This window comes from Ruminococcus sp. (assembly GCF_017549005.1).
In the GTDB taxonomy this organism is placed as follows: domain Bacteria; phylum Bacillota; class Clostridia; order Oscillospirales; family Ruminococcaceae; genus Ruminococcus.
The window spans coordinates 106,720-120,294 of sequence record NZ_JAFYYT010000001.1 but is presented as its reverse complement, the minus strand read 5'-3'; the positions used below and the strand labels follow the sequence as shown (position 1 = coordinate 120,294).

Below are 13,575 nucleotides of genomic sequence, written 5' to 3'. Positions count from 1 at the left end.
ATGCGAAATGCAAACGTAAAAGGAATAACAGGAATCCTGCTTGTATTCTTTACCTTTATCGCAATGCTGGCAGGAGGGTATCGTCCGCAGATGACAGCAAGCGCTGCCGAGGACTTCCGCTTATGGCGGCAGAACGACGAGCGCTGGGGCAGCTTGCCGATAGGAGGCTCCACAATACGCCAGTCGGGATGTTATATGACGTCCATTGCAATGGTTGCTGCGGCTTCGGGCGCAAGAGACACGGAAAGCTTCGATCCGGGAGTATTTTCAAAGGAACTCAATGAGATCAATGCCTTCAACCAGTGGGGCGGACTTGCCTCATGGGGCTCAGTTAACAAAGTCGTGAACGAGATAAGTATTTCCTCGAAGAATCTCAATTTCACGTCCGAAGATCAGAGCGGTAAGGCAGCTGAGATCAGGAAACTTCTTGACGAGGGCAGCTATGTGATATGCAATGTGGGAGGACACTGGGTCTATATCGACGGCGTCATAGGCGACGACGTGTACATGGCTGATCCTGCAAAGGACGAGATACTCATGTTTGAAGCCTATAAAAACGAGAACATAGCCTTTTATCAGACTCTCAGGGGCAAAGAGCCCTACAAGGGCTTTACTCCGCTTTATGAAGTCAGCCCGGAAAAGAGCGATGATGGAGCAGATACGGCTGTAACCGGAAGTACGGTTACCACAACGGCTTTATCGACTGCTCCCGTGACGACAACAAGCACAACGACAGCGTCTTCAAAGGCAACTACTCAGCCTGCACCCGATATAGAGCTGACAGGGGAGTACTGCTGCTTGGAGAGCGGAGCAAATGTCTATGCGGAGCCGAAAGCTGACAGCAAGTGCGTTATTTCTCTTGAAAAGGGGAATATCGTAGATGTAGAGTCGGTGATGGAAGGCTTCGGCGAAGTCGTGATAAATGGCGCAAAAGGCTGGATAAAGCTTGCAGACTTTGAGTTCACAGTCGATGAACAGGAACTTATGGCAGGCGATATCAACAATGACAGTTCAGCCGACGAATACGATCTTGCAGTAATAAATGAATATCTCAGCAGTCTCGGCAGGCTGCCTGAGGGAGTTTCGGTGCTCACCCGGAGCGAGGTCGCCGCTGCTGACATAAACGGCGACGGAACTGTCGACAATACGGACGTGCTCATGTTTCTCATGCGCGTCTGCAATTAAGGAGAACAAATTTACATGGAATGGACAGAAGTCAACATTTACACTACCACCGAGGGAATAGAGCTCCTCTGCTCCAAGCTCGGCGACATCGGTATCAAGGGATTTTCCATAAAGGACGCTGAGGACTTCAAGGAGTTCCTCGAGAACAAGAACGGTCAGTGGGATTACATCGATGATGATCTTATGGGACTTTCCGAGTGCGAGACCTGTATAACGGTATATATCCCCACAAACGGCCAGGGAGCAGAAATGCTCGTAGCTATCAAGTCAATGCTTGCCGAGATGAAGTCTGCCGACACTGAGGGTATATACGGACGTCTTGAAGCTGAGATGTCCAATATACGCGAGGAGGACTGGGCGAACAACTGGAAACAGTATTTCAAGCCCTTCAAGGTAGGCGAAAAGCTTGTTATAAAGCCATCATGGGAGGAGTATGACAACTCCGACGGCAGGATCATACTTGAGATAGACCCTGCGTCAAGTTTCGGCACAGGAAAGCACCATACCACAAGACTTTGCCTTGAGGTGCTGGAAAAGTACCTGAACAAGGGGGACAAGCTGCTTGATATGGGCTGCGGAAGCGGAATACTCTCAATAGGAGCTATGCTTCTCGGAGCCGACAGCGCAGTTGCTGTCGATATCGAAGAAAATGCAGCTGCCACCGCAAAGGAAAACGCCCTTAAAAATCACATTCCCGCAGATAAGTACAGGACTTATTTCGGAAATATCATCACAGACGAAAAGCTTGCTGATGAGATCGACGACAATTACGACATCATAGCTGCTAATATAGTTGCAGATGTGCTCATCGCCATGAAGGACAGCTTCCGCAGATATCTCAGAAGCGGCGGAATACTTATAGTTTCGGGTATCATCGAGGAGCGCATGGACGAGGTAGTCGATGTACTGCTCAAGGCGGGCTTCAAGGATCCCGAGCCGGAGGTGCGCGAGGGCTGGGCAGCCGTAAAATTCACTGTTTAATATTATGCAAAGCATATATTGATATAACCATTATATTTTAAGGAGAATAGAACATGGGACTTTTTAAAAAGAAGAACAATCAGACCGAAGAGACGGCAGCTGCTGTAGCTGCTGATCCGAGAGCCGAAGTAAAGAAGCTCGTTCTCGACGCGCTCAACGCAAAGCTCAACGGAACGCTTTATGATGACTGCGTTATCATGCCGAAGGGCTTTACTATCGACGTTCAGATCGGCAGGATCGACAAGGCTGACGATATAAAGATACTTCAGGTCATCTTTATCGTAAAGCACGACGACTTTGACGAACCTCTCATCGAGCCTGTTGACGCACAGGGCAAGACTGACGAGGAAGCTGCAAATATGTCAGTGGAGATATTCCACGGAGGAGTATGGCACCCTCTCGATCAGTCCATGACAAAGAAGAATCCTATCCATATACCTGTAGACTATCTCAGACAGCATTACGACTTTGATATGTACTGTCAGTCTGTGGTAAGAATAGGCGTAAAGAACAAGCCGCCCACGCTTCTCGTGAACTTCATCAAGAACGAGATACCGAAGTACCTCGGCTCCAAGAAGTACTACTGGCTCAGAGTATATCTTGCAAAGTTCAAGGAGAAGAAGATAATCGAAGTACGTGTGAACGGCTCTGTATGCGTTGAGCTTCCCAAGTACTTTGAAGAGTACGTTGAGAAGCAGATGGACGCAGAGGAGACTTTCGTTTCCGAGAAACAGTATGCTATTTTCGTACAGCGTGAGGACGACCAGTGTCCTTTCAAGAAGGATATCGTTATGAACGCTGCGAGAGAGACCATCAAGATGATGGAGGATATCAAGAACCACGAAGAGTATGTGGCTATGTGTGAAAAGCTCGAGGAGCTCGTAGAGGGCGACAAGAATCTTGCCGCTGAGATGAGAGTATTCATTCCCGAGATATTTGCCAAGCTCACACTTGGCTACCGCGAGGGCGACAGCCTCTTCCTTCTCGAGGGCGAGGGTGAAGAACAGCAGAGCATAGAGTTCAAGAAAACTCAGCTCCGTACATACTTCTATCTCCAGCAGTCCATACTTGAGTATCTCGGCACAAGACCCGATCAGGAGAAGGTATCGCGTATCGTAATGAACAGCGTTGCATTCAGGGAGCTCAAAAAAGCTATGGACGCAGCCAAAGAGGCAGGCAAGGAGCTCAAGCCCGAGGATCTCTATGTTCCCGGCACTTCCTATAAGATTGGCCACGAGGGCTACAGAGTCTGGTAAAATAATAAGCAATCTTCCCCTGATTGCTCAGGGGAAGATTTTTCTGAAATATTGCAAAAAATGCTTGACAAAGGCGGATGTTTGTGATAAAATATTATTGCCGCTTGTAAACAGGCTTTAAAGTTGTGCGTTCACACGCCTGTAACAGCGAGTTTATTGAAAAGGCAGGTGCCACAATATGTACGCAGTTATCGAAACCGGCGGAAAGCAGTACCAGGTAAACGAGGGAGATATCATCTTCATTGAGAAGCTCGCAGCTGAGGCTGATGAGACAGTTACTTTTGACAAGGTCGTTGCTCTCGGAGCAGACGATGGTCTCAAGATCGGTACACCTTATGTTGACGGTGCAGCAGTAAGCGCAAAGGTTCTTAAGAACGGCAAGGCTAAGAAGATCACTGTTTTCACTTACAAGCCTAAGAAGGGCGAGAAGAAGAAGCAGGGCCACAGACAGCCTTACACTCAGGTTAAGATCGAAGCTATCAAGGCTTGATCATGATCCGTGCAGATTTTTATGAAACGCAGGGGCTCCTGATCGGATTCAGGTTCAGCGGTCATTCAGGCTATGCCGACGCAGGTGAGGACGTCGTATGTGCGGCGGTTTCATCGGCGGTACAGCTTACTGTCAATATACTTGACAGTCTCGGTTTCCAGACCAACGTGAAGGTAGGGGACAATGTTATCAGCTGTAAGTTGAAAGCTGCCGATAAAGCAGCGGCTACTATACTCGGACAGCTGAAGCTGCATTTTGAAGCAATCCTTGAGGAGTTTCCCAACACAATCAATATCACTATTTCGGAGGTGTAAGTATGTTAAAGATCAGTATGCAGTTCTTCGCTCATAAGAAGGGTGTTGGTTCTACAAAGAACGGCCGTGATTCTGAGGCTAAGAGACTTGGCGTCAAGAGAGCAGACGGTCAGTTCGTTAAGGCAGGCAACATCATCGTTCGTCAGAGAGGTACACATATCCATCCCGGTAACGGTGTTGGTATCGGTTCAGATGATACATTATTCGCAACAGTAAGCGGTAAGGTTAAGTTTGAGCGTTACGGCCGTGACCGTAAGAAGGTTTCTGTTTACGAGATTGAGCAGTAACAGCCATAACGTGACAATAAATCCCGAGCATTTGCTTGGGATTTTTCTTTAGAAACGGAGGTCGGAAATGTTCGTTGATCAGGCGAAAATAAAGATCAAAGCTGGCGACGGCGGCGACGGAGCGGTGTCCTTTCACCGAGAAAAGTATGTAGCGGCAGGCGGCCCCGACGGCGGCGACGGCGGACGCGGCGGAGATGTGGTTTTTCAGGTCGATGATAATTTCTCGACTCTTATAGACTTCAGATACAAAAGAAAGTACGTGGCAGAGCGCGGCGAAAACGGCAGCGGCAGAAACTGTACGGGAAAGAGCGCTCCGCCGCTTATCATAAAGGTTCCGAGAGGTACTGTCATACGTGAAGCGAAAAGCGGAAGGATAATGGCTGATATGTCCTCGGACGAGCCGAAGGTGCTGGCTAAGGGCGGTCAGGGCGGAAAGGGCAATGTGCATTTTGCAACATCAACCCGTCAGATACCCAAGTTCGCAAAGCCCGGCTATCCGGGAGAGGAGTTCGAGGTAACTCTTGAACTCAAGCTTCTTGCGGACGTGGGACTTGTTGGATATCCGAATGTCGGAAAGTCCACGCTCATATCGGTCGTAAGCGCGGCGAAGCCGAAGATAGCAAATTACCATTTTACTACCCTCACACCTGTACTCGGAGTAGTCAGAGTCGATGAAGAAAAGTCTTTCGTAATGGCTGATATCCCGGGTCTTATCGAGGGTGCAGGCGACGGCGTGGGACTTGGCCACGAGTTTCTCAGACACGTTGAAAGATGTCGTCTTATCGTCCATGTTGTTGATGTTTCGGGCATTGAGGGGCGCGATCCCTGCGAGGACTTTGAGGTCATAAATGCCGAGCTTGCAAAGTTCAACGAGGAGCTTGCTGAGCGTCCGCAGATCGTTGCGGCAAACAAGACGGACATGGCGACAGAGGAACAGATCGAAAGATTCAGAAAGTACATAGAGGATAAGGATATACCATTTTTCTGTATTTCAGCAGCGACTACACAGGGTACTGCGGAGCTCATCAACAAGGTCTCGGAGGTGCTTGATACTCTTCCTCCCATACGTGAGTTTGAGGCAGAGCCGATACCTCAGGCAGAGCTCGACGAAATGCTCGGTGTTGACAAGAAGTTCGAGGTCACTGTCGAGGACGGCGTTTACTTTGTTGACGCACCGTGGATACAGCCCATCATGCGTACCGTTGATCCCGATGATTACTCATCGCTGCAGTACTTCCAGCGTGTGCTCATCAACAGCGGTATCATTGCAAAGCTTGAGAAAATGGGCATACAGGAGGGCGACACCGTAAGCCTTGAGGGCTTCGAGTTCGACTTTGTAAACTGATATGAGTACGGAAAAATTAACAGAGCGTGAAGCTAATTCATACAGTCCGCTGACTCTTGCCTTTCTCGGGGACAGCGTTTACGATACCCTCATAAGGGAGTATCTTCTGCTAAGGGCGAATATGCCTGTAGCAAAGCTCCATTCGGCTAAAATCAAACTCGTATGCGCTGAATTTCAGTCAAAGGCATACGATATTGTTTCCGAAAAGCTCACAGAGCATGAACTTGCAGTACTCAAAAGGGGCAGGAACGCTACGGGAAACACGGTGCCGAAGCACGCAGATGCTGCGGAATACCGCAGGGCTACGGCGCTTGAATGCCTGTTCGGATATCTTTATATCACAGGCGAAAACGAGCGTATCCGCGAACTGTTTGGATTTATTATAAATTCAGAACTTAATAATAATGAACAGATAGGAGTGTAAAACTATGTCAGGTCATTCAAAATGGAATAATATCAAGCGTAAGAAGGAAGCTACCGACGCTATAAAGGGCAAGATCTTCACCAAGATCGGACGTGAGATCACGGTAGTTGTAAAGGAAGGCGGTCCCGATCCGAACAACAATGCAAAGCTTCGTGATCTTATCGCTAAGGCAAAGGCTAACAACGTGCCTAACGACAATATCGACCGTATCATCAAGAAGGCTGCCGGCGACGGTGACAAGAACAACTATGAGAACATCACATACGAGGGATACGGTCCGAACGGTGTTGCTGTTATCGTTGAGTGCCTTACAGACAACAGAAACCGTACAGCAGGCGAAGTGCGCCACTATTTCGACAAGTTTGGCGGCAACCTCGGAACTATCGGCTGCGTATCGTTCATGTTCACCAACAAGGGTATAGTTATCCTTGAAAACACAGGTCTCGACGAAGATAAGGTAATGGAGGACGTATTCGAGTTCGGCGGCGATGATCTTGATATCAACGAGGAAACAGTTGAGATCGAGTGCGCTCCCGAGAATGTACACGCTCTCCGCGAGGGACTTACAGAAAAGGGCTACAACGTTATTTCTGCCGAGTCAGAAATGATACCGTCTACTTATACGACCCTTACAGATGAGGACCACATCAAGAAGATGAATCTTCTTCTCGAGCACCTTGAGGAGAACGACGACGTTCAGAACGTTTACCATAACTGGGAAATGCCGGACGAAGAATAATGACGTAAGAATGAAGAATAGAGATATTATCTTTATTCTTCATTTTTTATAAGGAGAAGTTATATGGCTGTAACGATAGAAAAAGTGTCCGGAGATACGGAACTGCGGGAAGTCGCCGCCCTTGCCGGTATAATATGGCACGAGTGCTTTACTGATATAATAAGTTCCGGACAGATCGACTATATGGTCGGAAAATTCCAGTCATACGAGGCTATGATAAAGCAGCTGACGGAACAGCATTACAGCTACTTTGCCGTCCGTGAAAATGAAGAGCTGTGCGGATATATTGGTGTAAAGCCCGAAAATGACGACCGCTTTTTTCTCAGTAAGCTTTATCTCCGAAGCGATAAACGCGGCAGGGGAATAGCTTCCCTGATGCTTGAAAAGGTATTTTCGGAAGCGAAGCAATGCGGCAAAAAGAAGGTATATCTCACAGTGAACAAGCATAATGACCGCGCGATAGCCGTTTACAAAAAAACAGGCTTTGTTATAACTGACGAAGTGGTAACTGATATCGGCAGCGGTTATGTAATGGACGATTATATACTGGAATATAAGCTCTGATGTTATTTGATGCAAACAAAAATATATTGACTTGCTCCCTCATATAGTTTATAATAAGCATTGTTATATGAGGGAGTAGTTAACACACTTTTTGTGTGCGGCAAGCCGACATACTAACGCGAAAGCGTTCGGTTTTGCCTTAAATAATGAGACTCATGTACGGCTTTATCGTCGTGCCTGAGTTGGGTTCGGGTACTGCAGTATCCGATTTTTTTTGAGAGGATGTATTTTGTATGACATTGACCGAATTGCTTCTTATTTCCGTAGGACTTGCAATGGACGCTTTTTCAGTATCAGTCTGTAAGGGGCTGAGCATGAAAAAGATAGACCTGAAAGGCGGAGTTATAACTGCTCTCTTCTTCGGCGTTTTTCAGGGAGTCATGCCTATGATAGGATATTTTCTCGGCAGCCGCTTTGCTGATGTCATAAGCTCGTTCAGCCACTGGGTCTCATTCGGACTTCTTGCATTTATCGGCGGTAAAATGGTATTTGAAGCCATTAAGGGCAATGAAGAGGAAAGTGACGGCAAGGAATACCGACTGGATATCAGGGAGCTGACACTTCTTGCAATCGCAACGAGTATAGACGCACTTGCTGTCGGAATAGTATTCGCAGCAGAAAAGACAAATCTCATTTTTTCTGTGACGATGATAGGCGTTATAACATTTGCGCTTTCGCTTGTCGGTATATTCATAGGTTATAAATTCGGAAGCAAATATGAGAAGAAAGCCGAGATAGCAGGCGGCGTCATACTTATTCTCATTGGTCTGAAGCTTCTGCTTGAAGGACTTGGCGTGATATAAAAAAACCGAGGACATGAGGGACTTCCTCATATCCTCGGTTTTTTTTTGTAAGTTATATCAGCGCGTCTGATGACAACGGAAAAACTTAAAGCAGCGGGAGCTTTTCCACTAAACCGAGCAGGTACTTCTGTATGATCAAAGCGTCGCCTGTTGTGATACCAGGTGAGTTCTGATCAACATCTGCGTTGAGCTTTCCTTCGGCAGTCATGCAACTTGGTGATGAACCGTTAACTCCGTACTTGTTCGGATTTGCAAGAGCCTGCATTATCAGAACAGCGTCAGCCATATCAACAGCGCCGTCGCAGTTTGAATCGCCGTATTTTATATCTGTCTCTGATTTTGTAAGGTAAACATTGAAATATGTAATGTCATTCTCGTCGTCGCTCTCTGCAGTGAAGTCGCTTCCATTGTAGGTGTAGGGAGATCCTCCCATTGTTCCTGTAAAAGTAAAGCTGAGTTCCTTTGCGTTTTTGTACTTCTCGAAGCTTATTACAGCAGGATTTGCAACAGATGTGTCGATCTGCTCGATAGGACCTGTGTAGACCTCACGTCCTTCTACGACATAAGTGATATGCCAGCTTGCAAGCAGGACAGTATCGTTGATAAGCTCGTTGGTAGCCTTGTCACGTACATAAACAACGAATGAATGAGGCTTTACATCAAGCTTTGAAGTTGTAACTGGAGCTGTAGTTGTTGCAGTTGATGTTGTTGTTGAAACAGTTGTAGTAGCGGAAGAAGTTGTGGTTGTTGCAGATGAAGTGGAGGAAGAAGAAGTAGTAGTTGTTGTGGTTGTTGTTGTTGTTGTTGGTGTCGTTGTCGTTGCGGTAGTTGTTACCTGTTCACCGCTGCCTTCGATCCATATAGCCTTGAAGGAGATTCCGAGACCTGGCTCAGCTCCGGGGATAATGAACTCCTCGCCCGGCTGACAAACAGTATCCTGATACTGCCAGCCTGCAAAAGTGTAACCTTCCTTTACGTATGTACACTCGGGAACTGTAATAGCCGTATCTGTACGTCCGCGGACCTTGATATTATCGCCGGAATTGTTTGACGGCTTGAAGTTGATGGTATACAGTATAGGCTCCCATATGGGAGTGATAAGAACGTCTTCGGACGGCATTGTGAAAGGAGCTACAGCTTCATAGTCCTTGCCGTCGTTCTCGCAGTGCCAGCCAATAGTCTTGAAGCCATTTCGTGAGAAGCGGTCTGTGTTCTGGAGATTTGTAGGCTCGCCTTCAGCGATCTCGAAAATAAGCTCTGTAACACCGTTTATTCTGTCAGCGTCGCCAACGGAGTATTTTAAGTTGTAAAGCTTTTTCAGATTAGGGTAAAGAGTAACGTCCTCGTCGTGAACGATCATGTACTCTTCACCGGCAAACTCGTTCTTGCCGTCAGTCCAGCCGCGCTGTTTATAGCCGTCGCGGGGGAAGCTGTAAGCAGATACGGAAACGAATTTGCCTGCCTGCCTTTTTGCAGGAGGAACGAGCTTTTCGGCATCCTTGTCGATCTCGCCGTTCCATTCAACTCTGTAGGTGACAGTGTGGAATACAGTATCATCTGCAACAGACCATACAGGCTTGAGAGTAACGTCGTGATCCCTTACCCTGAAAACGTCGCCGCCTACATAGCCCTTGATATCGTCTTCTGTCCAGCCTGTAAAGCTGTAACCCTCTCTCTTGAGCTTAGCTGCAGGGATAAAGAATGTACTGTTCATAGTTTTTACGAGATCCTTGATCTCGGGAACGTTTCCGTCTTCATCGGGAACAATGGAAACTCCCTCTTCGCTGAGGTCAAAATGTACTGAGAATGACGGAGTTTCATTGGTGTCAGCTCCGATAGCGGAACCGCTTGCTGCGGAGCATACAGCGATTACAGCCGAAGCTGAAAAAGCTGTGATTTTTCTGATCAATTGTTTCATAAAGCCCTCCCATACGGTGCGTGAGCACCGCCCAAGTATCCTTAACAGGGGATACTATCTGAATGAATTTGTGTTTGGATCGTATACATAACCTATGCCGTTCAGCTTTTTCTCAATATCATCCGCAGGGACGCAGAGACTTTTGCAAAGCTCCTCATAGGACGGATATTTGTCGCGCAGAAGCGTGTTGATGTAACTGAGTAAGATAACTGGGTCATTCGGTAAACTCATAATTTCTCCTTTTCCGCATAGCGGTGATAAAGTAGTGGGAACGCAGTGCAGGACGTTCCTCAGACAGAACGGAAACAGCGGAAATACGCTGTTTGTGTATATGTTATATTTTTAATATACAATATTAGATAGGCTTTGTCAATAAGTATTGAGATATCCGATTTTTGAATTTTTTAGAAATATGTATAATGATAAATCATTAATATCAAATTTAGATTAAAACATTGACCTTGTAATAAAAAGAGCTGTTTTTACTGCGTGGCATAGGGAAACGGAGTATCACTTAATATTGATATAATAATTACTCAATTCAAGAAAAGGAAATACTTTGACAAGAATGATTTGTCAGTCTAAATTAATAAAAACCTATCGGCAAACTAAGAGCCTTGACAAGTGTAAGTGTAAAATCTGAACAGATGACATATCGTGCTGTATTTGTCTAAAATGTACAGTATTAAAAGGTCGAATTAGGCTAAAATGGCGATAGAAATATTCTTTTTAATATGGTATAATATTAAGGATATGTGAGATTAGCATTTGTCTCATAATTTTTATGCTCGACATTGTTACATTTTTCACAGATATTATAAGGAGGTTCATTTAATGAATTCAGCTAAATCAACTGTTCCCTTCAAGGGTACTCCCGAGCAGGAGGCTGAGCTTCTCAAGGTCATCGAAGAGAAAAAGAACGACAAGGGTTCACTCATGCCGATACTCCAGAAAGCTCAGGAAATCTACGGCTACCTTCCAATCGAGGTACAGGCAATTATTTCCGACAACACAGGTATTCCTCTTGAGAAGATCTACGGCGTTGTTACCTTCTACGCTCAGTTCTCGCTCTATCCGAAGGGAGAATACACAATATCAGTCTGTCTCGGTACAGCCTGCTATGTTAAAGGTTCAGGAGATATCTACAATAAGCTTCAGGAAAAGCTTGGAATTGGCGGAGGCGAGTGCACTCCCGACGGTAAGTTCTCTCTTGACGCTTGCCGCTGCATAGGCGCTTGCGGACTTGCACCTGTTCTCACAGTAAACGAAGATGTTTACGGCCGTCTCACTGTTGACGACGTTGACAAGATCATCGAAAAATACGCTTGATTCCAAACATTTACCATTTAGGAGGTTAACTTATGAAGACTCTTGAAGAACTCAAGGTTGTCAGAGACAGCATGAAGGGCGAGGTTGCTCTCAGAACACATGGCAATGCTTCTTCAAAATATGAAAGACACGTCCTTGTCTGCGGCGGTACAGGATGTACTTCTTCGGGCTCGCCGAAGATCATAGCCGAGCTTGAAAAGGAATTCGCAGAAAAGGGACTTACAGATAAAGTACAGATCGTTAAGACAGGCTGCTTCGGACTCTGCGAGCGCGGACCTATCATGATCGTATATCCCGAGGGCTCATTCTACTCACGTGTAAAGGTAGACGAGATCCCGCGTATCGTTGACGAGCACCTTATCGGCGGCAATCCTGTTAAGGAGTTCCTCTACGAGGAAACAGTTGCCGGCGACGAGATCAAGTCTCTCGACGACACATCATTCTATAAAAAGCAGCACCGTGTAGCTCTCAGAAACTGCGGTGTTATCAATCCTGAGAACATCAACGAGTACATCGGCCGTGACGGTTATGCAGCTCTCGGCAAGGTACTTACAGAGATGACTCCTGAGGACGTTATCCAGACTATCCTCGATTCAGGTCTCCGCGGACGCGGCGGCGGCGGATTTCCTACAGGTATGAAGTGGAAGCTCGCAAGAAACATCGTTCCCAACGCAGACCAGAAGTACGTCTGCTGTAACGCTGACGAGGGCGACCCGGGCGCATTCATGGACCGTTCCGTTCTCGAGGGCGATCCTCACGTTGTACTCGAGGCTATGACCATTGCAGGTTACGCTATCGGTGCTACACAGGGTTACATATACGTTCGTGCTGAGTATCCTATTGCTGTTGAGCGTCTTAACATCGCTATCAAGCAGGCTCGTGAAAACGGTATGCTCGGCAAGAACATCTTCGGCTCAGATTTCTCCTTCGATATCGATCTTCGTCTTGGTGCAGGCGCTTTCGTCTGCGGTGAGGAGACAGCTCTCATGACATCTATCGAGGGCAATCGTGGTGAGCCCCGTCCGAGACCTCCTTTCCCTGCAGAAAAAGGTCTCTTCCAGAAGCCTACTATCCTCAACAATGTTGAGACATACGCTAATATCCCGCAGATCATCCTCAACGGTGCTGACTGGTTCGCATCAATGGGTACCGAGAAGTCAAAGGGTACCAAGGTATTTGCTCTCGGCGGAAAGATCAAGAACACAGGTCTCGTTGAAGTTCCTATGGGTACAACTCTCCGCGAAGTTATCGAAGAGATCGGCGGCGGTATCCCCAACGGCAAGAAGTTCAAGGCTGCTCAGACAGGTGGTCCTTCAGGCGGATGTATAGATCCTTCAAACTTCGATATCCCGATCGACTACGATAACCTCATCGGTATCGGTTCAATGATGGGTTCAGGCGGACTTATCGTTATGGACGAAGACAACTGTATGGTCGATATCGCTAAGTTCTTCCTCGAGTTCACTGTTGACGAGTCATGCGGTAAGTGTACACCATGCCGTATCGGTACAAAGAGAATGTGGGAGATACTTGACAAGATCACAAAGGGCAAGGGAACTCTCGAGGATCTCGACAAACTCGAGGAGCTTGCTTACCACATAAAGGCTAACTCACTCTGCGGTCTCGGACAGACAGCTCCGAACCCTGTTCTCTCAACACTCAGATGCTTCCGCGACGAGTATATTGCTCACGTTGTTGACAAGAAGTGTCCTGCAGGCGTATGTAAGGACCTCCTCAGCTTCGAGATCGAAAAGGATAAGTGTATCGGCTGCGGTATGTGTGCTAAGCAGTGTCCCGCTTCCGCTATCACAAGAACTGACTACATTGCACCCGGCAAGAAGCTTGCTGCAATGGAGATAGACAAGAGTAAGTGCGTGAAGTGCGGCGCTTGTATCGCAACATGTAAGTTCAAGGCAATCATCAAGAAGTAAGCGGAGGAA

15 protein-coding genes are annotated in these 13,575 nt (G+C 47.0%); 13 read left to right on the top strand and 2 right to left on the bottom strand.

What is annotated here, in order from left to right:
- From IKW96_RS00590 to IKW96_RS00540, 11 genes are all read left to right on the top strand, one after another.
- Positions 1-1,185, top strand: coding sequence for a dockerin type I repeat-containing protein (locus IKW96_RS00590; protein WP_296568990.1), 1,185 nt, complete (start codon positions 1-3; stop codon positions 1,183-1,185).
- A 15-nt stretch (positions 1,186-1,200) separates the two neighbouring features.
- Positions 1,201-2,166: a 50S ribosomal protein L11 methyltransferase gene (prmA, locus tag IKW96_RS00585; protein WP_296568985.1), complete on the top strand. Its 966-nt coding sequence runs from the start codon at positions 1,201-1,203 to the stop codon at positions 2,164-2,166.
- 53 nt (positions 2,167-2,219) lie between these two features.
- Positions 2,220-3,422 carry a DUF6348 family protein gene (locus IKW96_RS00580; RefSeq protein WP_296568983.1) on the top strand — a complete coding sequence of 401 codons (1,203 nt, stop codon included), beginning with the start codon at positions 2,220-2,222 and terminating at the stop codon, positions 3,420-3,422.
- A gap of 178 nt (positions 3,423-3,600) precedes the next feature.
- On the top strand, positions 3,601-3,912 hold the full coding sequence (gene rplU, locus IKW96_RS00575; protein ID WP_024859279.1) for a 50S ribosomal protein L21: 312 nt from the start codon (positions 3,601-3,603) through the stop codon (positions 3,910-3,912).
- A 2-nt stretch (positions 3,913-3,914) separates the two neighbouring features.
- Positions 3,915-4,226, top strand: a complete 312-nt coding sequence (locus IKW96_RS00570; RefSeq protein ID WP_296568981.1) for a ribosomal-processing cysteine protease Prp — start codon at positions 3,915-3,917, stop codon at positions 4,224-4,226.
- A 2-nt stretch (positions 4,227-4,228) separates the two neighbouring features.
- Positions 4,229-4,513 carry a 50S ribosomal protein L27 gene (rpmA, locus tag IKW96_RS00565; protein WP_173450624.1) on the top strand — a complete coding sequence of 95 codons (285 nt, stop codon included), beginning with the start codon at positions 4,229-4,231 and terminating at the stop codon, positions 4,511-4,513.
- A gap of 67 nt (positions 4,514-4,580) precedes the next feature.
- Positions 4,581-5,858 (top strand): GTPase ObgE, encoded by a 1,278-nt coding sequence (gene obgE, locus IKW96_RS00560; RefSeq protein ID WP_296568977.1) that lies wholly within the window; start codon positions 4,581-4,583, stop codon positions 5,856-5,858.
- A 1-nt stretch (position 5,859) separates the two neighbouring features.
- Complete coding sequence (locus IKW96_RS00555) at positions 5,860-6,282, top strand: ribonuclease III domain-containing protein (protein WP_296568973.1); 423 nt, start codon at positions 5,860-5,862, stop codon at positions 6,280-6,282.
- Between the two features lie 4 nt (positions 6,283-6,286).
- A complete protein-coding gene (locus IKW96_RS00550; protein ID WP_296568971.1) occupies positions 6,287-7,021 on the top strand; it encodes a YebC/PmpR family DNA-binding transcriptional regulator in 735 nt (244 codons plus the stop codon).
- Positions 7,022-7,084: 63 nt separating this feature from the next.
- Positions 7,085-7,585: a GNAT family N-acetyltransferase gene (locus IKW96_RS00545; protein ID WP_296568968.1), complete on the top strand. Its 501-nt coding sequence runs from the start codon at positions 7,085-7,087 to the stop codon at positions 7,583-7,585.
- Positions 7,586-7,818: 233 nt separating this feature from the next.
- Positions 7,819-8,388, top strand: coding sequence for a manganese efflux pump MntP family protein (locus IKW96_RS00540; RefSeq protein ID WP_296568965.1), 570 nt, complete (start codon positions 7,819-7,821; stop codon positions 8,386-8,388).
- An 85-nt stretch (positions 8,389-8,473) separates the two neighbouring features.
- Here the strand turns inward: IKW96_RS00540 and IKW96_RS00535 are convergent, their stop codons facing one another.
- The gene (locus IKW96_RS00535) at positions 8,474-10,306 is read right to left on the bottom strand and encodes a dockerin type I repeat-containing protein (RefSeq protein WP_296568963.1); all 1,833 of its coding nucleotides are present in this window, start codon (positions 10,304-10,306) and stop codon (positions 8,474-8,476) included.
- A 54-nt stretch (positions 10,307-10,360) separates the two neighbouring features.
- Complete coding sequence (locus IKW96_RS00530; protein ID WP_296568959.1) at positions 10,361-10,537, bottom strand: DUF4250 domain-containing protein; 177 nt, start codon at positions 10,535-10,537, stop codon at positions 10,361-10,363.
- 603 nt (positions 10,538-11,140) lie between these two features.
- On the opposite strand from IKW96_RS00530, the gene IKW96_RS00525 reads away from it, so the two are divergent.
- Together IKW96_RS00525 and IKW96_RS00520 are read left to right on the top strand one after the other, a co-directional pair.
- Positions 11,141-11,635: an NAD(P)H-dependent oxidoreductase subunit E gene (locus tag IKW96_RS00525; protein ID WP_019678580.1), complete on the top strand. Its 495-nt coding sequence runs from the start codon at positions 11,141-11,143 to the stop codon at positions 11,633-11,635.
- A gap of 71 nt (positions 11,636-11,706) precedes the next feature.
- On the top strand, positions 11,707-13,566 hold the full coding sequence (locus tag IKW96_RS00520) for an NADH-quinone oxidoreductase subunit NuoF (RefSeq protein ID WP_296569081.1): 1,860 nt from the start codon (positions 11,707-11,709) through the stop codon (positions 13,564-13,566).
- Positions 13,567-13,575 lie beyond the last annotated feature (9 nt).